At 45.5% G+C, this 24,935-nt stretch carries 15 protein-coding genes; 4 read left to right on the top strand and 11 right to left on the bottom strand.

Annotated features, from left to right (window positions below; all coding sequences use genetic code 11):
• Positions 1–44 precede the first annotated feature (44 nt).
• The 10 genes from ACED60_RS06835 to gltB (ACED60_RS06790) form a co-directional block, all read right to left on the bottom strand.
• Complete coding sequence (locus ACED60_RS06835) at positions 45–626, bottom strand: flavodoxin family protein (RefSeq protein WP_102571749.1); 582 nt, start codon at positions 624–626, stop codon at positions 45–47.
• 246 nt (positions 627–872) lie between these two features.
• A complete protein-coding gene (locus tag ACED60_RS06830; protein WP_009848396.1) occupies positions 873–1,490 on the bottom strand; it encodes a TRIC cation channel family protein in 618 nt (205 codons plus the stop codon).
• Between the two features lie 74 nt (positions 1,491–1,564).
• Positions 1,565–2,434 (bottom strand): vitamin B12 ABC transporter substrate-binding protein BtuF, encoded by an 870-nt coding sequence (btuF, locus tag ACED60_RS06825; RefSeq protein ID WP_012603224.1) that lies wholly within the window; start codon positions 2,432–2,434, stop codon positions 1,565–1,567.
• 1 nt (position 2,435) lies between these two features.
• Positions 2,436–3,389 (bottom strand): cobalamin biosynthesis family protein, encoded by a 954-nt coding sequence (locus ACED60_RS06820; protein WP_017098318.1) that lies wholly within the window; start codon positions 3,387–3,389, stop codon positions 2,436–2,438.
• A gap of 10 nt (positions 3,390–3,399) precedes the next feature.
• Positions 3,400–4,095: a 5'-methylthioadenosine/S-adenosylhomocysteine nucleosidase gene (gene mtnN / locus ACED60_RS06815; protein WP_009848399.1), complete on the bottom strand. Its 696-nt coding sequence runs from the start codon at positions 4,093–4,095 to the stop codon at positions 3,400–3,402.
• 127 nt (positions 4,096–4,222) lie between these two features.
• Positions 4,223–4,651, bottom strand: coding sequence for a DUF1499 domain-containing protein (locus ACED60_RS06810; RefSeq protein WP_009848400.1), 429 nt, complete (start codon positions 4,649–4,651; stop codon positions 4,223–4,225).
• Between the two features lie 171 nt (positions 4,652–4,822).
• A complete protein-coding gene (locus tag ACED60_RS06805) occupies positions 4,823–6,235 on the bottom strand; it encodes an FAD-dependent oxidoreductase (protein ID WP_009848402.1) in 1,413 nt (470 codons plus the stop codon).
• A gap of 16 nt (positions 6,236–6,251) precedes the next feature.
• Positions 6,252–10,715, bottom strand: coding sequence for a glutamate synthase large subunit (gltB, locus tag ACED60_RS06800; protein ID WP_371727190.1), 4,464 nt, complete (start codon positions 10,713–10,715; stop codon positions 6,252–6,254).
• Between the two features lie 446 nt (positions 10,716–11,161).
• The gene (locus ACED60_RS06795) at positions 11,162–12,631 is read right to left on the bottom strand and encodes a glutamate synthase subunit beta (protein ID WP_371727189.1); all 1,470 of its coding nucleotides are present in this window, start codon (positions 12,629–12,631) and stop codon (positions 11,162–11,164) included.
• Positions 12,631–17,178: a glutamate synthase large subunit gene (gene gltB / locus ACED60_RS06790; RefSeq protein WP_009848405.1), complete on the bottom strand. Its 4,548-nt coding sequence runs from the start codon at positions 17,176–17,178 to the stop codon at positions 12,631–12,633. Before gltB (ACED60_RS06790) ends, ACED60_RS06795 begins: the two co-directional genes overlap by 1 nt.
• Positions 17,179–17,708: 530 nt before the next feature.
• On the opposite strand from gltB (ACED60_RS06790), the gene ACED60_RS06785 reads away from it, so the two are divergent.
• The 4 genes from ACED60_RS06785 (at position 17,709) to ACED60_RS06770 (ending at position 23,575) form a co-directional block, all read left to right on the top strand.
• Positions 17,709–18,662, top strand: a complete 954-nt coding sequence (locus ACED60_RS06785) for a TIGR01212 family radical SAM protein (RefSeq protein ID WP_371727188.1) — start codon at positions 17,709–17,711, stop codon at positions 18,660–18,662.
• Positions 18,663–18,754: 92 nt separating this feature from the next.
• Positions 18,755–20,506 (top strand): diguanylate cyclase, encoded by a 1,752-nt coding sequence (locus ACED60_RS06780; RefSeq protein WP_012603234.1) that lies wholly within the window; start codon positions 18,755–18,757, stop codon positions 20,504–20,506.
• Positions 20,507–20,736: 230 nt separating this feature from the next.
• Complete coding sequence (gene arcB, locus ACED60_RS06775) at positions 20,737–23,124, top strand: aerobic respiration two-component sensor histidine kinase ArcB (RefSeq protein WP_371727187.1); 2,388 nt, start codon at positions 20,737–20,739, stop codon at positions 23,122–23,124.
• 7 nt (positions 23,125–23,131) lie between these two features.
• Positions 23,132–23,575, top strand: coding sequence for a hypothetical protein (locus ACED60_RS06770; RefSeq protein ID WP_012603236.1), 444 nt, complete (start codon positions 23,132–23,134; stop codon positions 23,573–23,575).
• Between the two features lie 186 nt (positions 23,576–23,761).
• Here ACED60_RS06770 and arcA read toward each other — a convergent pair whose 3' ends face one another.
• A complete protein-coding gene (gene arcA / locus ACED60_RS06765) occupies positions 23,762–24,478 on the bottom strand; it encodes a two-component system response regulator ArcA (protein WP_004741534.1) in 717 nt (238 codons plus the stop codon).
• Positions 24,479–24,935: the final 457 nt, after the last annotated feature.

Here is a 24,935-nt window from a genome sequence, read left to right as displayed (position 1 = left end):
TCAGACAAGCTAGGGGTTTTGACGTTAGCTCGTTAATTAGCTAGTTAGGTTTTCTTAACTAGACTCGCGATGCGTTGGCCAAAATAGAAAGCGGTTTTAAGATCATTACTATTGATGTGATTATCGTTGCTCTCAGCCGTCTGATCATCACTGGCGACCAAACCTATACTTGAACCGGTGCGATTCAAACCTAAATCATCAATATGCTTTGAGATATCAAGCCCTGCCCAAATCATGCCATGCTGACAAGCCAGAGTGAAAAAGCTCAGTAGAGTTTGCTGTTGTTCACCGTTAAGGCTACCACCAGTGGTGAAACCTGCAGCGAGCTTATTTCGCCATGCCTTCTTACAGTAGCTATCACTGCTCGCATCCATGAAGCTCTTAAATTGAGCTGCTGGTGAGCCCATATAAGTCGGGGAGCCAAAGATAATGGCGTCACAGTTGTCTAATGCGCTGAGCTTATCGTCATTGTCATATCTTCCTTCGACTATTTCAGAAGAGAGCACCTCGATGAGCAGTGCTGAGTTAGATTGTTGAGTGTTAATGCCTTCAGCGATTGTCTCAGCGACTTGCTTAGTCGCTCCATTCTTAGAGAAGAAAACAATGCCTACTTTATTGATACTCATCTTGAACTCCCTTTTGCCAATGTTAGTAAATAAATCAATTTATAAAGTTATTTGTTTATTAATATAGCCTGTGAATTAGATAAGTAAACAAAAAAAATTACTAACCTAGTGGTGAATGAGTTAATGAGCTAACTAGAGTGTTAGGAAAGGAGGGGATCTTTGAATAATGGAAATAGAGGGTATCAGTGATTTTAAACGTGATTAAAAAAGGCCCCTTTGCGGAGCCTTTCACTTTGTAACGATAGCTTATTTGATAGCAAAGGTCGGCAGTGATAAGTGCCAACGAATGGCGCCAAGCCTAATCAATAGTGTCGTGAACACGCCGGCCAAAAAGGCGGTTTCTGAGTCGTGTCCCATGTTGAGCGCCATGGTATGGAAAGTACCACCAATGATACAAGCAGTTGCGTAGACTTCACTTCTTAGGATCATTGGGACTTCACGAGCAAGTACGTCACGGATAATACCGCCACCACAGCCTGTGATAACACCCATGATAATGGCCACTAATGCCGAGTCTTGATAAATTAGTGCTTTTTCTACACCAATACCAACAAACACCGCTAAGCCGATCGCATCACATACTGGCAATATCCACCAAGCCAGACGCTTTGGACGTCTTACTATAATCATGGTCAGCAAACAGGTGGTGATGATAACCCAAAGGTATGTGGTATCAGTGATCCAAAACACAGGTGTCGCGCCCAATGCCATGTCACGAATAGTACCGCCGCCAATCGCGGTTACACTGCCTAGAACGGCGACACCAAAGGGATCCATCTTAAGACGGCCAGCGACAAATACGCCTGAGACGGCAAAGATGGCGGTGCCAAATAAATCGATAATATAAAGCAGCATGGAGTCCATGATACTGGTGCTCTTATAGTTAAAATTGTAGGGACAGGTCGGTGGCGAATTGTACGAAAAAACGCTGCAAATAGTTAGTGATTTTGCCTAGCTCTATCGAAGAAATCGCACACTTGTTGGATTGCTTTCAAAGTTCTTGTTGTCGGGCGATTAATCCAGTCAGAATTAAGTGACCAAATCTGATTTTGAGCAACTGCCGGGATCTCATCTTCCCAAGTTTGCCACATGGTTCCATTCTCAATCGCGTGCTGAGAAGTGAAGATCACTTGCGGCTTCCTTAACACAACTTGTTCAATGCCAACTTGCGGGTAAGGGGAAGCACTGTCTTCGAAAATATTGTGGCCACCACAAAACTCAAACACCTCACTTGGCCAGTGCCCTTGAGCAACAGTGATGATCGGCTTCTCACTGAGTTGGTAGAAGTAGTTTACTGGCTCGGCATCTTTGTATTTTAGTCTCAACGCGTTGAGCTGCTCTCTGTATTGTTGAGCGTTATTTTCGCCAATACTTGGATCGCTTGCGAATTGGCTAAGTTGCTCAATATTGGTCGCGATGTTATCTAGGCTCTTGGTTTTTGAGTAATAAATATTAAAACCAAATTGCTCCAGTTTCGCGAGTTCTCTGGGCGGGTTTCCAGCTGGCCATGCGAGAATGAGATCAGGTTGCAGGGCGATGATCTTCTCAACCTTGATGCCTTGGTAATTCGCCACTTTCTCTAGTTTGTCAGCTTGTAGTGGATAATCACTTCGCTCACTCACCGCAACAAGCTTATCACCTAAACCAGCGCTGTATGCGAGTTCAGTGGCATGAGGAGCAAGGCTAACCACACGTTGAGCTGGTTGAACTTTTTCTGAAGTCAGTAGTGTTTCTTCTGCAAATGACAAAGGCAGCCATAAGCTGGAAAACAAAATAGTAAGGCTTGTAACAAGTGCTGATGGTTTCACTCTAAATCCCTTGGTGAACAAATAGTAAGATTAGGCTTTGTAAAAATATCCAGATAGCGATGCGACCAAACAGCAGTTTTTGAACTTGAGACAAGTGCAGCGCTGAAGGGGCGACTCTGCCGCCTAATTTTGCTCGAATAGCTTTGGTGTTGTCGTAAATCGCAGGACCGCCCAGTGACAGCTCAAGCTTGTTGCCGACAGCTGTAATCAACCATGCAGGGCCGGGCAATGGCCAAGAGCGACTCTGAACGAGCATCATCTTGAATGTGTGAGACGCTTTATCGCCACATACAATCATCAAGGCAAACAAGCGCATTGGTATGAATTCTAGGATAGCGACAATCTTGATTGCCGTTGATCCAAATGGAGAAAATCGCTTTCGACTTGGTGACCATGCACGCGCTAACTCAACAATCAGGCGATACATTAACGCGGCGATTCCACCACCAATGGCGTACCAGAATAAAACACAAACCACATTACGAGCGTAACCCATGATGATAGTTTCAGCCGCGGCTTTGCCAAGTCCAAGTGATGACAGTGATTCAGTTTGACGGTTAACAATCGGAGCCAATAACTGGCGAGCCGCGGCTTTATCTTCTCGGCCAAGTGCTTTGATCAACTGATTTGCCAACTTTTCATTGTTACGCCAATCAATAGCGAGTAACAACAGCGCTAATTCAAACAGTTGTGATTGCCAAACCAGTGGCTGCAGTGCCAATAGAATAACCAGAGTCGGCAAGACCATTAACCCCCAAGCTAAAGTGCCTGAGATTAAGCTTTGGGAATAATTTTGATTGTTATTAACCTTGGTTGCTAAAAGTTCAGCAAACTTATGCCATAAGGTCGTGGGATGTGCGGCATGGGGGATAGGTAAAATTAAATGAAAAAGCAGTGCTCCCCACATTACAAGGAGCACGCCATTTGCAAATACCTGATCAAACAGTGTTTGCATGTCTAGTCGCTTACTTTAGTAGGGCAACCATCTTGATAACCATCTCAGAAGAGCTTTGTGCTGCTAGTGGCAGGAACTCTTCGAAGCTCATTGGTGATTCTTTGTCTGCAACGTCAGAGATTGCACGAACAACCACGAATGGTACTTGGAATTGGTGACAAGCTTGAGCGATAGCCGATGCTTCCATCTCTACAGCAACCACTGATGGGAAGTGCTTGCGGATGAACGCTTGACGTTCTGCTGTGCAAACAAATGCGTCGCCAGTACAGATAAGACCGCGAACGGCGTGCTTATCTTCCATTTGTGCTAGAGCTTGTTCAGCAACAGCCATCAGTTTGTCGTCAGCTTTGAACGCTGCTGGTTGACCTGCCATTTGACCAATTTCGTAACCGAAAGCTGTAACGTCAGCATCGTGGTGACGAACTTCAGTAGAGATAACCACATCGCCAAGGTTCAGTGTTGAATCAAAACCGCCAGCAGAGCCAGTGTTTAGAACGACATCTGGTTGGTATTCACTTAGCAGGATTGAAGTACCAACAGCGGCTGCTACTTTACCAATGCCTGATTGAAGCAAAACAACGTCAACACCATTTAGCTGACCAGAGAAAAAGGTACAACCGCCTTTATTAATTTCAGTAATGTCTGAAATTGCTGCTTTTAGGATCGCAACTTCTTGCTCCATTGCGCCAATGATGCCGATTTTCATGTGTAGTCTCTTAATAAATAATATTTAAACAGTAGAGCGAAATTGTAGCATGGAAGAGAAGTGTCGAGCGACTGCCCAGAAGCACTTCTCATCCGAATACAGACGATTTATCTGTGTATTCTTTTATCTATTTGATGAAGCCTTCGTTTTTCAAGCTAGCACGAAGTTGATCCGCTCGTTTTCGGTTTACGCCAAAATCAGAATGGCCAGTGCGAGACTCTGAACGCACGATCAGTTTGCCATCAGTGATCTTAAGCTCTAAATCATCGACAAAGCGCATGATGCGAGAAGTACATTCAACACGTAGGTAGTCTTCGGTTTTGTTGGCTGTTTTCGCTCCTGGTAAGGTCAGCGCAACCTGCTCAATCGCATCTAAGTTTGCTGAACCTGATAACTCAAACGCGGCCAATGTATACTGTTCACGGTCATCTTGAGTTGATACGCAGTTTGGTTTGTCTCCACAAGGTGATGAAGTTCTGTCTTTCATGTCCGTGATTCCTTGGCTACAAGCGGTTAAAGTCAAAAGAGATAGAGAAAGGAGAGCGGCTTTTTTCATAGTGTGTCCTATGGCGTTGTTTTTAATTCTAATTGTAGTTATCGGTATTGGCTTATTTGTAATTGTTTTACGTATTTTCGTGATGCTTGTGATAAACGAATCTAATTCAAAAAAGGATCCATCATTGGATCCTTTTTTATAGTAACGAACTGAGTAATAAAGGAAACCCAATCACACTTCTAGGTAATCCAAGATCCCTTCTGCGGCTTTACGGCCTTCATCGATAGCGGTTACCACTAAGTCAGAGCCTCGAACGGCATCGCCACCAGCGAATATCTTGCTGTTGGTGGTTTGGTATTGAAACTCTTGTTTGCCGGGAGCCTTGATGCGACCCCATTGGTCGAGCTCTACACCAAATGGTTCTAGCCATTCCATTGCATGAGGTTGGAAACCAAATGCCATGATCACGGCATCAGCCTCAAGAACATGCTCACTGCCTTCAACCGGTTCAGGACGACGGCGGCCTGCCTCATCTGGTTCACCCAAGGCTGTTTTCACCACTTTAACGCCAGTCACATGACCGGATGAATCGGTTTCCAGTGCTAATGGTTGAAGGTTGAACATGAACTTCACGCCCTCCTCTTTTGCATTTTTCACCTCACGGCGAGAGCCCGGCATGTTTGCTTCATCTCGGCGATAAGCACAAACAACATTAGCAGCGTGTTGACGAATCGACGTTCGGACACAGTCCATCGCGGTATCACCACCACCAAGCACAACCACTTTTTTGCCTTTCATGTCGATGAATGGCGTTGGGTTATCCAGCTCCATGACCTTGTAGGTGTTGGAAACAAGAAATGGTAGGGCATCATAAACGCCCGGTGCTTCTTCGTTGTCTAACCCAGCACGCATATTTTTATAGGTGCCGACACCCAAGAAAACAGCATCATAGTCATCGACCAGTTGTTGCAGTTGAACATCTTTACCGACTTCGGTATTCATCTTAAATTCAACGCCCATTCCACTAAAGATACGGCGACGGTTTTCCATGATGCCTTTCTCAAGCTTGAACGATGGTATACCAAACGTCAGCAGGCCACCGATCTCGGGGTAGCGGTCAAATACCACGGCCTTCACACCGTTTCGAACTAAGATATCAGCGGCAGCAAGACCTGCTGGGCCAGCCCCGATGATCGCGACCTTTTTGTCGGTCCATTCAACGTGAGACATGTCTGGTTTCCAGCCCATCTCAAACGCTTTGTCATTGATGTATTTTTCAATGTTGCCGATGGTTACTGCGCCGAAATCATCATTGAGGGTACAAGATCCTTCGCACAGTCGATCCTGAGGACAAACTCGTCCACACACCTCAGGTAAGCTGTTGGTTTGGTGAGACAGTTCAGCGGCTTCGATAATGCGCCCTTCATTGGCAAGCTTAAGCCACTGAGGGATGTAGTTATGAACTGGACATTTCCATTCACAGTAAGGGTTACCACAGTCTAAACAACGGTCAGCTTGCGCTTTGGCTTGTTGCTTAGTGAAAGGTTCGTAGATCTCTACAAACTCAATTTTACGTATCTTGATTGGCTTCTTCGCTGGGTCTACGCGATTCACATCAATAAATTGGTATACATTCTGGCTCATTATTGGCTCCTTCCAATTATTGCGCTTGAACACGAAGTTCAGCAGAGCTACGGCTTTGGTGACCGAGCAAGGTGTTAAGATCCGCCGTCTTTGGCTTCACTAGGTAGAACTTCGGAATCCATTCATCAAAGTTCGCCAGAATAGCTTCAGCGTGTACTGAGCCAGTCTCTTCTAAGTGCTCTGCAATCAGGCCGCGTAGATGTTCTTGGTGGATAAATAGATCAGACAGAGAAAGAGCTTCGACTGATTCGTTGTTCACACGACCTTGGAAGTCTTCGTTCTTATCCATCACATAAGCAAAACCACCTGTCATACCGGCGCCGAAGTTGACGCCAGTTGCGCCAAGAATAGCAACAATACCGCCAGTCATGTATTCACAGGCGTTGTCACCCGCACCTTCAATCACAGCAACGGTACCTGAGTTACGCACGCCAAATCGCTCGCCCGCAGTACCTGCGGCAAATAGCTTGCCTCCGGTTGCGCCATACAGACAAGTGTTGCCTATGATGGTCGCTTCGTTACAAGTAAAGGCTGTGCCTTGGTGAGGTTTGATCACTACTTTGCCGCCAGCCATGCCTTTGCCGACATAGTCATTGGCATCACCCGTCAGATACAGCTCTACGCCGCCAGCGTTCCAAACCGCAAAGGATTGGCCTGCCGTGCCATCGAGATACAACTTAATTGGTGAACCGGCCATGCCTTGGTTACCGTAACGTTTGGCAATTTCACCAGAGATACGAGCACCAATCGAGCGATCGGTGTTGATCACGTTGTAGTAAAGGCTGGTGGATTGACGTTTCTCAATCGCATCGATTGCGTCATCAAGGATCTGTTGGTTGAGCTGAGCCTTATCAAACGGTGCGTTTGGCTCTGTCCAAAACAGTGGGTGACCTTCTGGAGATACCGGAGCTTCCAATATCGAAGAGAGATCGAGCTTGCTTTGTTTCGCCGTGAGGCCTTGAACGGCTTCAAGCAAATCAGTACGACCAATCAGATCAGTAAGTTTCTCTACGCCAAGTTCTGCAAGGTACTGGCGAACTTCATCGGCTAGGCCGGTAAAGTAGTTCACCACCATGTCTGGTAGGCCTTTGAAGTATTCGCGGCGTAGGGTTTCATCTTGAGTCGCCACACCTGTCGCACAGTTATTTAGGTGACAAATTCTTAAGAACTTACAACCCATTGCGACCATTGGTGCAGTACCAAAACCAAAGCTTTCAGCGCCTAGAATCGCGCCTTTAATGACGTCGAGGCCGGTTTTCAGACCACCATCGACTTGCAGGCGGATCTTATGACGAAGCCCGTTGGCGACGAGTGCTTGTTGAGTTTCGGCTAAGCCAAGCTCCCAAGGACAACCTGCGTATTTCACTGAAGTCAGCGGGCTTGCTGCAGTACCACCGTCGTAACCGGAGATCGTAATCAAGTCGGCATAAGCTTTCGCTACACCTGTGGCAATGGTGCCTACACCCGGTTCAGAGACTAACTTCACTGAAACCAAGGCTTTAGGGTTAACTTGCTTAAGGTCGAAAATCAGCTGCGCCAGATCTTCGATAGAATAAATATCGTGATGTGGAGGAGGAGAGATCAGAGTCACGCCTTGAACTGAGTATCTCAGCTTAGCGATTTCTGCCGTGACTTTATGACCCGGTAGTTGACCGCCTTCTCCTGGTTTCGCACCTTGTGCGACTTTGATTTGTAGAACATCCGCATTGGTTAAGTAATGTGGCGTCACACCAAAACGACCGGATGCTATCTGTTTGATACGCGAGTTACGATCTGTCCCAAAGCGTCGTGGATCTTCACCGCCTTCACCAGAGTTAGAATAACCACCTAAGCGGTTCATCGCCATTGCTAATGCTTCATGAGCTTCTGGGCTCAAGGCACCAATCGACATTGCCGCAGAGTCGAAGCGCTTAAAGAGATCGCTACTTGGCTCGACTTGTTCTAGAGGTAGAGGTTGATCGGCTTTTTTGAGGCTCATTAAGTCGCGCAGCATAGCAGCAGGACGAGCATTAACTTGCTTCGCAAAAGATTGATAATCCGATGTTTCACCTGTCTTTACTGCGGTTTGTAAGGTGCTGACTACGTCTGGGTTGTACGCGTGGTATTCGCCGCCATGTACGTATTTGAGTAAGCCACCATGTTCCAGTGGTTTACGCTTAGTCCATGCTTTGCGAGATAGATTATAGATATCTTGTTGGAAGTCGCTAAAGCTAGCGCCTTGGATACGAGTCGTTACGCCACGGAAACACAAATCAACGACATCGGTATGCAAACCGACCGCCTCAAATAACTGCGAGCAGCGATACGAAGCAATCGTCGAGATACCCATCTTCGACATGATCTTATACAGGCCTTTGTTGATGCCGTTTTGGTAATTTTGTAATGCAGTGCGATAGTCTTTATCTAATGAACCATCGTCCAACATTTTGCCCAGAGCTTCATAAGCGAGATACGGGTAAACCGCGGTTGCGCCGAAGCCAAGCAGTACGGCAAATTGATGTGGGTCGCGTGCAGTTGCTGTTTCAACCACGATGTTAGCATCACAACGTAGGTTGGTGTCTGCGAGTCGAGTTTGCACCGCACCGACAGCCATAGCTGCTGGAACGGGTAGCTTACCTTTCTCTAAACCTTTGTCTGAAAGCACAACCAAAACGGCGCCGTCACGTACATCTTGAACCGCACGATCACACAAGTCATTGATGGCTTGTTCGAGCTCTTTTTCTGCTGGGTCATAGTGCATGCTAAGAATCGTATGGCCATAATGCTTTTGATTTAATTGCAGAAGTTGCTGCATATCAGAATAAAGCAGAACGGGTGAATCAAACGTCACACGGTAAGCATGCCCATCGGTTTCACAGAACACATTCATCTCTTGGCCGATACTGGTTGCCAGAGACATAACGTGTTTTTCACGCAAAGGATCAATCGGTGGGTTGGTGACTTGAGCAAACTTCTGACGGAAATAGTCGGTAATGAGGCGCTCTTTCGAAGACAGTACTGCCATTGGCGTATCGTCGCCCATCGAGCCGACCGCTTCTTGTCCCATGTCACCGAGTACGCGCAGTACTTGGTCTGACTCTTCGTTGCTCATTGCAAACTGTTTTTGATAGGTCTTTAGGGTGTCATCATCAAAATTACGCTTACCAACTTGGTCATCTTCTAGTGCGGAAAACGGTGTTAATTTGTGAACGTTTTTATCCATCCACTCTTTGTATGGGTGACGGCCTTTAAGATCATTGTCGATCTCGTTCGATTGCCATAGCTTACCGCGACGAGTATCAATAACGAGTAATTCACCAGGGGCAACACGTCCTTTCTCTGCCACTTCGTCTGGCGCATAATTCCAGATACCGACTTCAGAAGCCAAGGTGATTAGGTTGTCTTTTGTGATCACATAGCGAGCAGGGCGTAATCCGTTTCTGTCGAGGTTACATGCAGCATAACGGCCGTCAGACAGTACGATACCCGCAGGACCATCCCACGGTTCCATGTGCTTGGAGTTGAAATCGTAAAAGGCACGAAGCTCAGGATCCATGTCTGGGTGGTTTTGCCAAGCGGGCGGCACAAGCATACGCATCGCTCGGAACACATCCATACCACCGGCAAGGAATAGATCGAGCATGTTGTCTAAGCTTGAGGAGTCTGATCCTGTCTCATTCACAAAAGGTGCGGCCGTTTGTAAATCGGGCAGCAGCGGTGAAGAGAATTTATAGGCACGAGCCTTGGCCCATTGGCGGTTACCCTCAATGGTATTGATCTCACCATTGTGCGCCAAATAACGGAATGGTTGAGCCAATGGCCAACGCGGTTGTGTGTTAGTTGAGAAACGCTGGTGGAACAGACATATTGCTGATTCCATACGTAAGTCAGCAAGATCGAGGTAAAATCGCGGAAGATCGGCGGGCATACACAAGCCTTTGTAGACCATGACTTGAGTCGACAGGCTACAAATATAGAAATCTTTGTCTTCGGTAATCTGCTTTTCAATTCGACGACGAGCGATGTATAGGCGTCGTTCGATATCGCGTTCACGCCAACCCGCAGGGGCCGAGATAAACACTTGCTGAATATTGGGAACAGAATCTTTGGCGATTGGGCCTAATACGTCGGTGTTGGTTGGCACGATACGCCAGCCCGCTACGGTTAAAGTCTCTTGAGCGAGCTCTTTATTGACGATGTCTTGCGCCGATTGCGCTTTGATTGGGTCTTGGCTGAAAAAAATCATGCCGACAGCGTATTGCTTGCCGAGCTTGAAGTTATTCTCTTCAGCAATAATTCTGAGATAAGAGTCGGGCTTCTGTAGCAATAAGCCACAGCCATCTCCGGTTTTACCATCCGCAGCGATACCACCACGGTGTGTCATGCGATCGAGGGCTGAAATAGCAGTTCGTACCAACTTATGACTCGGTTGGCCTTCCATTTGCGCTATTAAACCAAATCCACAGTTGTCTTTTTCAAGACTAGGATCATATAGAGCCATTGCAATTCTCCCTTTTGCTTCGCTGTCATCCAGACAGTAAATGACTAACTATTCATGTACTTGTTATTTTTTATGAACTTGTTCTTATATAAACTGATAGTTTGTTTTTAGCTAGCTAAAACGTTATTGGTTGTGTTAACAAAACCGATTGGTTTTATTTTCATCAGCTTTACAACGTATAGCTAATTGTGTTTAAGGTCAAGTTCATGGTTAATTATCATGTGTAAACGCGATTAGCCACGTAATAATCTAAAATAGTCGATGAAGATCAATGAGATATAAAAGCCAGATGTTAACGGGATTTAACATGCACTGCTGGAGTGATTGAGAAAGAGTGGAAGGCCAGATAGAAAAAAGGCTAGCATCGAGTGCTAGCCAAATATAAAAGTTAGGAAGGGTGTTGCTTTTTCCCTAGGCTAACGTCAACGACATTAGCCCGAGAAATATTATGCGGAAAGCATGAGTGAATCAGCTTTCGCTTCTAAGTTTGAGTTACCCATTAAGAAGTCATCAATGGCAATTGCACATTCACGACCTTCATTAATACAACGTACAACCAGAGACTGGCCAGTACGCATATCACCAGCAGCGAAAACGCCTTTTTGGTTGGTCGCATAACCTTCAGAGGCCACGTTGCCGCGTTCATCCAGTTTAATGTCTAGCTGAGCCAGTACACCTGTTGGTTCTGGGTGTAAGAAGCCCATCGCTAGAAATGCCATATCACAAGGGATAACACGTTCAGAGTTTGCTACTTCATCAAAACCTGGACGTTCACCTGGTTTCGCATCTTGCCAAACGATGTCAGCAATGCGAAGTCCGGTTACATTACCGTTATCGTCAGAGATGAACTCTTTAGTCAGGATGTTCCAATGACGTTCACAACCCTCTTCGTGAGAAGTGGTGGTCTTCATGATCATTGGGTATTGAGGCCAAGGCATATTAGCAGGGCGCTTCTCTGGTGGGATCGGCATGATCTCAACCTGAGTAATGCTTGCTGCTTTATGACGGTTTGATGTACCCACACAGTCAGAACCCGTATCACCACCACCGATAACCACAATGTGCTTATCTTTAGCGTGAAGCTCTTCTGTTTTTAGGTCTAAGTCGTTGGCACGGCGGTTGTTTTGACCAAGGAATTCCATGGCAAAGTGAACGCCTTTCAGCTCACGACCTGGGATTGGCAAGTCACGTGGAACCGTAGAACCACCTGTTAGCAATACCACATCAAACTCTTGGCGTAGCTGTTGAGCATTAACATCAACACCGATGTGTTGGTTCACTTTAAACTCAACGCCAGCTTCAGCCATTAGGTTGATCTTACGATCAATCACATCCATACCCAGTTTGAAATCTGGGATACCGAAACGCAGTAGGCCACCGACTTTCTCGTCACGTTCAAATACCGTCACAGAGTGACCGGCACTGTTTAGTTGCTCAGCTGCGGCTAAGCCTGCAGGACCTGAACCGATAACCGCAACTGTTTTACCCGTACGTGAGCGTGGTGTCTTAGGTTTTGCGTACCCTTCACGGTACGCAGTTTCTACAATTGTTTTCTCGATATTACAGATAGTGATTGGGTCTTGGTTGATACCAAGAACACAAGCGCTTTCACAAGGAGCAGGGCACACACGACCTGTAAATTCAGGGAAGTTATTGGTAGAGCTTAGAATGTTCCAAGCTTCTTCCCAGCTGTCACGGTAAACCGCATCATTGAATTCTGGGATGATGTTACCAATCGGACAACCGCTGTGACAGAAAGGTACGCCACAGTCCATACAACGAGAGGCTTGAGTATTGATCTTTTCACCAAACTCTTCGTTAAGTACGAACTCTTTGTTGTCTTCAATTCGAACTGACGGATCGAGCTTTTTTGGAAGCTCACGACCGTGTTCTAAAAATCCAGTAGGCTTACCCATTATACTGCCTCCACTTCTTCCGTTTGTGCCTGTTGTGCTTCAGCTTTACGCTTCTCAAGAACTGCTTTGTAGTCGCGTGGCATTACTTTAACTAGTGATGCGACACTTACTTCAAAGTTGTCTAGGAAAGACTGAGCAACTTCACTTCCTGTGAATTCAACATGCTTCGTTAGCATATCTAGTAGAAGATCTTTATCTTCTTGTTCAATTGGATCTAGGTCTACCAGTTCTGCGTTGAGCTTGGTTTCGAAGTCGCCTGCTTTATCCCAAACATAAGCGACACCGCCACTCATACCTGCAGCAAAGTTACGACCCGTTGAGCCAAGGATAATTGCCGCGCCACCTGTCATGTATTCACAACCGTGGTCACCAACACCTTCAACTACAACCTTCGCACCTGAGTTACGAACACAGAAACGTTCGCCAGCCATACCGCGAATGAAAGATTCACCTGAGGTTGCACCGTAGAAACATACGTTACCCACCACGATATTATCTTCCGCAACGATAGAAGATTTCGCATCTGGGTACAGTACCAACGTACCGCCAGACAGACCTTTACCCCAGTAATCGTTCGCGTCGCCTTCTACTTCGAATTTTACGCCTTTCGCAAGGAACGCTCCGAAAGATTGGCCAGCACTACCGTAGAACTTAACGTTCATTGGTTGTGGTAAACCTTGGTCTTTGTAAACTTTCGAGATTTCGTTCGACAGCATCGTGCCTGCTGAACGGTCCGTGTTGATGATAGGGAACTGAGCGGTAACCGCTTCACCTTTCTCAAGCGCTGGGATTGCAGCCTGAATCAACTTACGGTCTAGAACGTCTTCAAGATTATGATTCTGTGTTGTCTGGTTGTAGATACCATCTTCTGCACGAGCCTGCTCAATATGCAGTACTGGTGTTAGATCTAGGTTCTTGTACTTCCAGTGACCGATGTCATCACGAACTTTAAGTTTGTGCGATTGACCAACCATCTCATCAATAGAGCGGAAGCCAAGTTCAGCCATTACTTCACGCAGACCTTCTGCCATGTATTGGAAGAACGTTACTACGTCTTCTACGCGGCCGTCGAAACGCTCACGCAGGGTCTTGTTTTGTGTTGCGATACCAACAGGACATGTATTCTTGTGACACTTACGCATCATGATACAGCCTTCAACAACAAGTGCTGCTGTTGCTACGCCCCATTCTTCAGCGCCAAGCAGTGTTGCAACTGCAAGGTCACGAGGTGTTTTCATCTGACCATCAGACTGAACAACGATACGGTTACGTAGGCCGTTTTTCAGTAGTGTTTGGTGCGTTTCCGCTAGACCCAGTTCCCAAGGCAGACCTGTGTGACGGATAGAAGACATAGGAGATGCACCCGTACCACCATCAAAACCTGCGATAAGTACTACGTCAGCTTTCGCTTTTGCTACACCTGATGCAATCGTACCTACACCTGCTTCCGAAACTAGCTTCACGTTTACACGGCCGTTACGGTTCGCGTTTTTCAGATCGTAGATCAGCTGAGCCAAATCTTCGATTGAGTAGATATCGTGGTGTGGCGGTGGAGAAATAAGACCTACGCCCGGAGTCGAGTGACGTGTTGCACCGATCCAATCATCAACCTTATCACCAGGTAGTTGACCACCTTCGCCAGGTTTCGCACCTTGAGCCATCTTGATTTGCAGCTCATCAGCGTTAGATAGGTAGTAAGACGTTACACCAAAGCGACCAGAAGCCACCTGTTTGATTGCTGAACGCTCCCAGTCACCGTTTTCTTTACGTTCGAAACGAGCTGGATCTTCACCACCTTCACCTGAGTTTGACTTCGCGCCAATGCGGTTCATTGCAACAGCCAGTGTTGAGTGAGCCTCATGTGAGATTGAACCAAAGCTCATTGCGCCGGTTGCGAAACGCTTAAGGATGTTCTCGATGGGTTCTACTTCCGCTAGAGGAATAGAGCCTGCAGGGTTCTTGATGAAATCCAGTTGACTACGTAGCGTTGCTGCGTTGTCGCCTTGGTCATCGACTGCTTTTGCGTACTTCTTGAATTGACCGTAATCTTTGTTACGCGTCGACTCTTGAAGTAGAGAAATGGTTTCAGGGTTGAATAGGTGCTTCTCACCACGTTGTTTCCACTGGTAAACACCGCCAACATCAAGGATCTGAGCTGGGATTTCACGAGCTGGGTAACCAACACGGTGACGAACTAGCACTTCTCGTGCGATATCATCGATCGTTAGACCTTGGATACGAGAAACAGTACCAGTGAAGTATTTTTCAACCACTGACTTGCTTACACCAAGTGCTTCAAAGATTTGTGCACCGTGGTAAGACTGTAGCGTAGAGATCCCCATCTTAGAGAAGATCTTCAGTAGACCGCCGTTGACACCTTTACGGTAGTTATCGAATAACTCACGCGGGTGTGCGTTTGGATCTAGCTTCTTCGTACGTTGCAGTTCAACAATCGTTTCAATAACTAGGTATGGGTTAACTGCGTTCGCACCGTAGCCGATAAGCGTTGCAAAGTGGTGTGTCTCACGAGCATCGCCCGTTTCAACAACAATGTCACACTTAGCTCTTAGACCTTTACGGATAAGATGGTGGTGAACCGCGCCAACTGCCAGCATTGCTGGAATAGCGGCGTGGGTAGAGTTAACCGCACGGTCTGTCAGTAGGATGATAGAGTAGCCATCAATCACAGCGTCTTCTGCGTATTGGCAGATACGCTTAAGTGCGCGCTCTAACTTACCGTTGTCTCCGTTTGCTTGGAATACGATATCCAGCGTCTTCGCTTGAAGGTGCTCGTTATCGATTGCACGTAGCTTCTCTAACTCAGAGTTAGACAGAACTGGAGATTCAAGTTCTACTTTTTGACAGTGTTCAGGCGTTTCAGCAAGTAGGTTCTGATCCTTACCTAGGTAAGTGTTCAGAGACATAACCATACGCTCACGAATCGGATCGATTGGCGGGTTTGTTACTTGTGCAAATAATTGCTTGAAGTAGTTTGAAAGGTGCTGCGATTGATGAGAAAGAATCGCTAGCGGCCAGTCAGCGCCCATTGCAGAAAGTGGCTCGTAGCCTGTTTTCGCAAGAGGTAGTATGATTTCGTTTACTTCTTCAGAGCTCACACCAAACGATTGTTGTTTATGAAGCAATTTTTCTGGAGAAGGTTGGTTAAATTCGTTGTTCGCATCCGGTAGCTTTTTCAAGCTCAGAAGGTTCTCTTCAACCCATTTTTCGTAGGGTTGTGCTTTAGCAATACCGTCTTTCACTTCTTCGTCAGAAATGATGCGGCCTTGCTCAAGGTCAGCAACGAAGATACGACCAGGCTGTAGACGACCACGGTATTCAACGTTTTCTGGTGCGATTTCAACTACGCCAGATTCAGACGCCATTACTAGGAAGTCGTCTTTTGTCACTGTGTAGCGAGAAGGGCGCAGACCATTACGGTCAAGCGTTGCACCGACTTGAACACCATCGGTGAAACATACTGATGCCGGGCCATCCCATGGTTCCATTACGTTCGCGTGGTACTGGTAGAACGCACGACGAGTTGGATCCATGTTTTTGTTTTCTTGCCATGCTTCAGGGATCATCATCATTAATGCGTGTGGCAGAGTACGACCTGAAAGAACAAGTAGCTCAAGTGCCATATCGAAGTTTGATGAATCCGAGCTGCCTTCCTGACAGATAGGAAGCAGCATGTCGATTTCAGCTTGTGTAAACAGATCCGACTCTAGGATTGCTTCACGTGCTTTCATCCAGTTTAGATTGCCGCGAACCGTATTGATTTCGCCATTATGCGCGATGTAACGGAAAGGCTGAGCCAGACGCCAACGAGGGAATGTATTGGTAGAGAAGCGAGAGTGTACCAGTGCTAGAGCTGTCACCATGGTTGGGTTTTGCAGGTCTAGGAAGTACTGAGGAACTTGTTCTGTTGTTAGCTGACCTTTGTACACCAATGTCTTGTAAGACATAGAGTTGATGTAGAAGTCGTCACCGATGTTTGACACGCTTTCTAGGCATACACGAACAGTGTAGTTACGTAGAACATACAGTTTACGCTCAAGCTCTTCTGGTGTGATACCAGGGCCGCCAGAAATAAATACGTGTTCAAATTGAGGTTCAGTGCTTAGTGGGTCAGCACCAATCATTGAATTGTCAGTTGGAAGTTCACGGTAACCGATAACTTCTAACTCAAGGCGCTGTGCATTGCGTTCTAGAATGTCACGACACTGTGCACGTTTGTATTCATCCTTAGGGAAAAGTACAACACCAACACCATATTTTTCAAAAGATGGCAGTTTAATTCCAAGCTTTACGGCTTCTTCTAGTAAGAATTCGTGTGGCTTCTGTAGCAGGATACCTGCACCATCACCAGAACACGGATCACAGCCTTGGCCGCCACGGTGTTCCATACGTGCAAGCATATCGAGTGCTTGAGTTACTACATCATGAGATTTGCGATTCTTAAGATGAGCAACAAAACCGATACCACAAGCGTCATGCTCCAATTCAGGAGTATACAGACCCTGTGAGTTCTGCTCTTGATCTACCATAGATACATCCTTCCAGTTAAATCTAGGCGCAACTTCTTTGTATAAAGTTAGCCTTGTCCTTTTATATTTATGGGTCTAAACCTGCCTATGCTGGCGGTTTGAATCCTTTCCGTATCTCGCAGGAAAAGTATTGCGAGAAAAACAATCCTTAGTGATATCCGTTTGTTTTTGACCACAAACTAGTGGTTTATATAGGTGGGGTATGGACATCACCGACTTATTGGCAAGTTTTCGATGTAAGTAAACACTCAGAAATAGCCAATATGTGTAAGTATCCTACAATTTTGTCTAGGCGAATTGCAATGAAAGTTAACCGATGTAGACCATTTTTTTCGTTTTGTTTTGAATTTAATGCCTAACAAATGTGCAACATTAGGCAAATAGAGCTTATTTTTTGCATGTTTATTGATATTTGATAGGTTGCTCGCAAAAATCCTTGCGTAAACTAATTGGTCGAATTTTGCAGGGATGTAATTTTTTTTCAAAAAAAGACTGATATTCATTCTTATTTACTTGAGTGCTTTGAAAATATGCAATTACACGAGTTAGTTAATACTATCGGCCAAGATCTCCAACGTCGTTATGGCGAGAAGGTTCACAAGCTGACACTTCACGGTGGGTTTAGTTGCCCAAACCGAGACGGGACAATTGGCCGTGGCGGTTGTACCTTCTGCAACGTAGCTTCTTTTGCCGATGAACAAACTCAAGTTCAAAGTATTGCTGATCAATTAACAGATCGTGCGGGTGAAATCGCTCGTGCCAAGAAGTATCTTGCTTATTTTCAGGCGTACACCAGTACTTACGCTGAGGTGCAGGTACTCAAGAATATGTATGAAGAGGCTCTAAAAGCACCTGGAGCAGAGATTGTTGGCCTTTGTGTTGGCACGAGACCAGACTGTGTGCCGGATGAGGTACTCGATCTGCTCGCGGAGTACGTTAAGCAAGGTTACGAAATTTGGCTAGAGCTCGGCCTGCAAACAGCCAATGACAAAACCCTCAAGCGAATTAACCGCGGACACGATTTCACTGTGTATGAAACGATCACCCAGCGCGCACGTGCTTTAGGAATCAAGGTATGTACTCACCTTATTGTCGGCCTGCCCAAAGAAACCAAAGCGGATAACCTTGAAACTCTAGATAAGGTATTAGCGGCTGGCACTGATGGTATCAAGCTTCACGGGCTTCATATTGTTGAAGGCAGTACCATGGCTAAAGCCTGGAAGGCAGGAAAGCTAGAAGCACCAAGCCTTGAGGAGTACATTGATATCGCGAGTGAGATCATTCAACGCACACCAGCGGACGTGGTTTATCATCGTGTATCTTCTGCGGCGAGACGCCCGACACTACTCTCCCCTTTATGGTGTGAGAACCGCTGGTTGGCGATGACTGAGATTGGTCGTTCGCTTGATAAAACCGGCGCACAAGGCATTAAAACAGGCTTTGCATTCGAGTACACGCAACCTGTTTTAAACGCGACCAATTGATAGGAATGGGTGACTGTAGGTAACAGCAGATAAAACCAACAAATAGTGGTAACATTTCCCTCACAGAATTTATAAGCATAGATTGAGAGCAGATGGAACTGGTAATGACTTGGTTATGGGATAGGGCGTATGGCTACGGTATATATATCGTTGTTCTATTGCTGATAGGTCTCATCTGCTGGCATATTTATTTACGTTACCAGTCATATATTGAACAGCTTCTTCTCGCTACGCCTTCACCTCTTTATTTTGTTGACATCCGAAGTGGCGAGATCTTGTACGCCAATCGCCAAGCCATGCAGCTGCTTGGTATCCGCCAAATCGGTACTCACTTTCGTTTTCCAACAGTGGAAGCTGAGAATAGTTTTCGTCATTACCTCACTGATCACATCAACTCTCGAACGTTTGAGTATCTCTCGTCCTGGGTTCTTTCTGAATTTGAATCTTTTAAGATCAACTTGGTGGGTCGTAAGATCCACTTTAGAAGTAGAAAGGCTTGGATGATACATGCTTCCCCTTATAAAAGTACCAACGAAGAGATTTCCCAAGAGGTTCGTGATCTCAATGTTGCTCGTACCGCTTTGGATTCTTTATCTGAGTTGGTCTATGTCATCGATCAAAAGGGTGAATTGGTCGCGAGTAATCGTGCGTTTAAAAAGTTTTGGCATGGTCGCCCTGAAGAGGGCACTTTAAGTGTGTCTAGTGGTGCCTTAAAAGGTCGTGTCAGTGAGCGCTCATGGACCACAGACCAAGATGGTAAGGGGTGTCTCCTTGAAACCTATCAAAGTGTCTTGCTCTCGCAAAGTGGGGAAACCATAGGTACGCTCTCGATAAGTCACGATGTGACGGATTGGCATGACATGCAGCAACAACTGCGTGGGGAAATGGAAAAGCGTAAAGATACTGAAGTTGCACTTGCACAACGTGACACCATTTTACAAAACATCTTGGAAGCGAGCCCTGACTCGATTGGTATCTTCAACGAAAATATGGTTTACCAGGCGTGTAATAAGCCATTTGTGGCAGCGTTGGGTATTTCTGAAGTCAGTGACTTAGTGGGTAAACGTCTACAAGACGTAGTACCAAATAGCATTTATATGCGCGTATCAGAGAGTGATCACCAAGTACTTCATCAAGGTAACTCGTTGCGTTACATCGACAAACTGGTTTCAAGTGATGGAGAGTTTACTTGGTATGATGTAGTGAAGTCGCCTTTTAGAGACCCTGCATCGAGTACCAATGGTGTACTGATCATGGCACGTGATATCACAGAACGTTACCTCGCCGAGCAGAAACTTGAAGAAGCCAATTTAGAGCTTGAGCGCCTCAGTTTTATGGATAGTTTAACTCAGGTATCCAATCGACGTCGCTTCGATGAGCAGCTGTCTACATTGTGGCATCATCATGTGCGTGAGAAGTTGCCGTTGACGATCATGCTGTGTGATATCGACTTCTTTAAAGGCTATAACGATTTCTATGGACACCAACAAGGAGACGATGCTTTGATTCAGGTTTCACAAGCCTTTAAGCAGGTGTTGAATCGCTCTTCGGATTGCGTGGCTCGGTACGGTGGTGAAGAGTTTGGCTTTATTCTCCCAAACACAACCACAGAAGGTGCGCTTATGGTCGCTCGTCGAATTCATGATGAAGTGCAAAAACTAGGACTCGCTCATGAGAAGTCTACAGTGTCTGACTCCATCACGGTGAGTATTGGTATTGTCTCTTATATACCAACACCTGATGACGAAATGGAGTCTGCTGTTGCCTTGGCTGACAGTGCGTTGTATCAAGCGAAATCTGATGGTCGAAATCGTTCGATAGTGCATCCATACTCTATTCACTAACTTTATAGAATGGGTAACTTAGTGACTCCGTCTTTTTCTTGTTTAGCATTTATATTACTTGGCTAATATTTATGTGGCTTGGCTAGTATTGATATTGCTTGGTTAGTATTAATATTGGTTGATTAACCTTCGATATTACCGCTAATCTCTTGCTGCGTGTGATGTAGCTAGCTTACCTACTTTCTTCAAACAAGGTAGAATGTTGCTAGTCTTATCGCGTGGAGCGCTAAATGAAACCCATGAAAAATCTTGCCCAGTATTACGTGGATCTGCTCGTAAAATTGGGGATTGTCCGCTTTTCTATCTTACTCGCCCTAGCGCTTGTTGCCCTTGCTGTTGTTGTACAAGTCGGTATCACCCTCGCACTCAAAGGTAATGTTGATGATATCGACATTGTCCGTTCGGTTTTCTTCGGTTTAGTGATCACACCTTGGGCGGTCTATTTTCTCTCAGTCGTGGTCGATCAACTGGAAGAGTCTCGCCAAAGGTTGGCTAAATTGGTCTCTAAGCTGGGTGACATGCGAGAGCGAGATCAAGAACTCAACAATAAACTGCAACTCAATATCGAAAAGCTCAACCAAGAAATTGAAGATCGTGAAAAAGCCGAAGAAGCGCGTGCAGAAGCAATGCATGATCTTGAGAACGAAGTGTTTCAGCGTGAGCGAACTCAGCTTGAATTAGCAGAACGTACGGCGCTGTTGCGTTCGTTTATCGATGCCTCGCCTGACCTCATTTATTATCGCAATGAAGATGGTGTGTTTTCAGGTTGCAACCGAGCGGTTGAAGAACTCACGGGCAAAACAGAAAAAGAGCTAGTTGGTTTGACGCCTTGGGATGTCTACAGCAAAGAGGTAGCCCAGCAAGTTGTTGAAACCGATAAGAAAGTCTTTGCTGACAACCAAGCTTTGACCTATGACCAATGGCTTGAATACCCCGATGGACGTAAGAGTTACTTCGAGCTGCGTAAGGTGCCTTTCTACAGTAAAGATGGTCGCCACCTTGGCTTGGTTGGTTTTGGTCGTGATATTACCGAGCGTAAAGAGCACCAAGAATCACTAGAGAAAGCCAGTCGCGATAAGACCACCTTTATCTCAACCATTAGCCACGAGTTAAGAACACCGCTCAATGGCATCATCGGCTTGAGCCGCATGTTATTGGATAGCCAGCTGACGACCGAGCAGCGTAAGCAGATGCAAACCATCAAGGTGAGTGCGGTGACACTGGGTAATATCTTTAACGATATTATCGACATGGATAAGTTCGACCGCCGTAAGCTTGAGCTATTCCCAACCCCTATCAATTTTGAAGATTTCGTTGTTGAGATCGAAAGCATTTCTGCGTTAATGGCAGAGCAGAAAGGGTTGAGGTTTGATCTAGAAAGATTGTCCGATCTCCCATCTGCAGTTGAGGTGGATGGTACTCGTCTTAGACAGGTATTGTGGAACCTTGTAAGCAACGCGATGAAGTTCACCAAAGATGGTGGTGTCGTGATGACGGTCAGCGCTGAAATTGATGGCGACTTTGCCAACATCACGATGGAAGTAGAAGATACCGGGATTGGTATCCCTGAAAGCGAAATCGAGAAGATCTTCGCGATGTACTATCAGGTAAAGTCGGGAACAGACAATTTACACGCTGTCGGTACCGGAATTGGTCTTGCTGTATCTCAACAGCTGATCAAGATGATGGATGGTCACATTGAAGTCACCAGTGAAGAGGGGTTTGGTAGTACCTTTACGATTTCGATTCGAGTTCCAGTTAATCACGATACTCAGGCTTTGATCAAAACGCCAAGAAAGCAGTCCAACCTTAAGATTTTCATGGTCGAAGACATTGAGCTCAATATCACAGTAGCTCGTTCTTTACTTGAAAGCCTAGGGCATGAAGTGACAGTCGTAATGACGGGTAAAGAGGCACAAATCGTTTTCAACCCGAAAGATTATGACTTGGTATTACTGGATATCCAGTTACCAGATATGACTGGTTTCGACATTGCCCAATACTACCGCGAGAAATATAGCCAATTGCCGCCTTTGGTGGCATTAACCGCGAATGTATTAAACAATAAGCAAGAGTATTTCCAGAAAGGCATGGATGAAGCGATCAGTAAACCACTGTCGGTTCGTGCAATCCAGGATGTCATCAGCGAGTTGATTGAGGATGCCCCAGAGGTTATTGAGAAAGCCGAGGGCATTGATACAGTAAAGGATGTTGAAAAAGTAGCAGGTGTTGAGAAAGTAACAGCGAGTAAGCCGGCTCTTTCAACGATTGATACCACTTTGCTTGATATTGATATGCTAGAGTCTTATGTTGACATTGTCGGGTCGAAACCTGTTTTGGATAGTATCGTGATGTTTGAAGATATGATGCCGGAATATATGGAAATATTGAATTCCAATATGGTTGCGAAAGATCAAGACAGTATCGTTTCTGAGGCACACAAGATTAAAGGTGCAGCAGGTTCCATTGGCCTGAAACGCATACAGCAAGTTGCTCAGAAAGCTCAATCTCCAGATATGCCTGCGTGGTGGGAGAACATTTCAGATTGGGTTGATGAAATAAATAACGAATACCAAAATGATATTGAAGTCTTAAAGAGTTGGTTAAATCAAAGGTAGAAGAATGATGAAAAAATTAGCATTTGCCGCATGTGTAGTAGCATTAGCGGGTTGTTCTGCGCCACAAGTAGAATGGCAGCAAGATAATCAAGTCGAAGTATCTGCAGCGACAGTCACAATGAAAAGCAACCTGTGGCACAACAAAATGCCTACGATTGGGGAGGCTCAAGATAAGACTTTGCATGGTGCTATCTACCTAGAGTCTGACTCACAATTACCAGCAACACTTGCGGTTGAGAGTGTGACGGTTAAACAGGGCGCAGATACCTTGTTGGTAACTGCTGACGATCTAGATTTAAGAACACATAGTGAAACGCAGTGGGAAGTCGCTTTTGTATGGCAGTTAGAGATCGACAGTGATAAGCCTGTTGATGTTGCGATTGAACTCAAAGATGGCGAAACCGTGAAGTGGTTAGTCGAGAAAGACGTGAAGGTAGATACGGTTTACTAAAACCTTAGCGAACAATGAACAATAAAAAAGGGAGAATGCGTTGGCATTCTCCCTTTTTAATAACGATTGTTCACGCTTCGATTGCTAGAAGTACTAACTGTTTATAAGTACTAACTGGTTAGAGTGCTATCGGTTTAGAAGTGCTAATCGACGGCAAGAACTAAACGGCCAGAAGCGCGAATCGAATTAGTCTTCTAGGTCACCACAAAAGCGGTAGCCTTCACCGTGAATCGTCGCGATGATTTCTGGTGTACCAGAAACAGATTCAAAGTGCTTACGAATACGACGGATTGTTACGTCTACAGTACGATCGTGTGGCTTAAGCTCACGGCCAGTCATCTTCTTAAGAAGGTCTGCACGTGTTTGGATCTTACCTGGGTTCTCACAGAAGTGAAGTAGAGCACGGAACTCTGAACGAGGTAGCTTGTAGCCTTCGCCATCTGGGCTAACCAGAGAACGACTGTTGATATCTAGTACCCAACCATTGAACTCGTACTTCTCAACGCTACGCTTTTCTTCTTGAACAGAGCTTGTGCTCATTGAACGGTTAAGAAGGTTACGTGCACGGATAGTCAGCTCACGAGGGTTGAAAGGCTTAGTGATGTAGTCATCAGCGCCGATTTCTAGGCCAAGGATCTTATCAACTTCATTATCACGACCAGTTAAGAACATAAGCGCTACATTTGCTTGCTCACGTAGTTCACGCGCAAGTAGTAGGCCATTCTTACCTGGAAGGTTGATGTCCATAATTACAAGGTTAACTTGGTTATCAGATAGCACTTGGTGCATCTCTTCACCGTCGCTAGCCTCAAAAACAGCATATCCCTCTGCTTCAAAAATACTCTTTAGAGTGTTACGAGTTACTTGCTCATCTTCAACGATAAGAATCTGCGGGGTTTGCATTTGGCGGTACCTAAATTTGTGACGAAACTGTGCTAATAGAATAAATTCTAGGCAAAACATAACATACAGGTAATGTATTTTTGATGATAACTTAAAGTTTTCAAAAAAACACTTACTTCCAGCTATCTGCCTTCCTTGAAGTATTGCCCAATAACGTAGATCCAGTACGCCTTTCAATCATTCTTTTAGTGATTTAAGAGGATTCTATAATGTTAACAGCATGCTAACAACGCGAGAATGTTAATTCCATTCACTTTGTTGATTTACATCAATTGCCGTATCGCAACAAACTTTAATAGTATGGCTACAACTTAACCAATGTTATGGTGACTATTTAGCACCAAAATAAGAATGATTATTCGAGATATTTCGCACATCTTGCTTGCTAAAGACCGGACTATGAACCAAGGAAGCTGAAAGCTATCCTTAGAGTCTAGTAGATAAATATGCTCAATCA

The sequence above is a fragment of the Vibrio sp. 1F279 genome (genome assembly GCF_041439815.1).
GTDB lineage: Bacteria > Pseudomonadota > Gammaproteobacteria > Enterobacterales > Vibrionaceae > Vibrio > Vibrio tasmaniensis_A.
Note: the sequence above shows the minus strand (reverse complement) of the source record. Positions and strands in the feature narration are given on the sequence as shown.

Coding starts and splice junctions, on each gene's coding strand:
- ACED60_RS06835 (WP_102571749.1), bottom strand. CDS start 626: ATGAGTATCAATAAAGTAGGCATTGTTTTCTTCTCTAAGAATGGAGCG.
- ACED60_RS06830 (WP_009848396.1), bottom strand. CDS start 1,490: ATGGACTCCATGCTGCTTTATATTATCGATTTATTTGGCACCGCCATC.
- ACED60_RS06820 (WP_017098318.1), bottom strand. CDS start 3,389: ATGCAAACACTGTTTGATCAGGTATTTGCAAATGGCGTGCTCCTTGTA.
- mtnN (WP_009848399.1), bottom strand. CDS start 4,095: ATGAAAATCGGCATCATTGGCGCAATGGAGCAAGAAGTTGCGATCCTA.
- ACED60_RS06810 (WP_009848400.1), bottom strand. CDS start 4,651: ATGAAAAAAGCCGCTCTCCTTTCTCTATCTCTTTTGACTTTAACCGCT.
- ACED60_RS06805 (WP_009848402.1), bottom strand. CDS start 6,235: ATGAGCCAGAATGTATACCAATTTATTGATGTGAATCGCGTAGACCCA.
- gltB (WP_371727190.1), bottom strand. CDS start 10,715: ATGGCTCTATATGATCCTAGTCTTGAAAAAGACAACTGTGGATTTGGT.
- ACED60_RS06795 (WP_371727189.1), bottom strand. CDS start 12,631: ATGGGTAAGCCTACTGGATTTTTAGAACACGGTCGTGAGCTTCCAAAA.
- gltB (WP_009848405.1), bottom strand. CDS start 17,178: ATGGTAGATCAAGAGCAGAACTCACAGGGTCTGTATACTCCTGAATTG.
- ACED60_RS06785 (WP_371727188.1), top strand. CDS start 17,709: ATGCAATTACACGAGTTAGTTAATACTATCGGCCAAGATCTCCAACGT.
- ACED60_RS06780 (WP_012603234.1), top strand. CDS start 18,755: ATGGAACTGGTAATGACTTGGTTATGGGATAGGGCGTATGGCTACGGT.
- arcB (WP_371727187.1), top strand. CDS start 20,737: ATGAAACCCATGAAAAATCTTGCCCAGTATTACGTGGATCTGCTCGTA.
- ACED60_RS06770 (WP_012603236.1), top strand. CDS start 23,132: ATGAAAAAATTAGCATTTGCCGCATGTGTAGTAGCATTAGCGGGTTGT.
- arcA (WP_004741534.1), bottom strand. CDS start 24,478: ATGCAAACCCCGCAGATTCTTATCGTTGAAGATGAGCAAGTAACTCGT.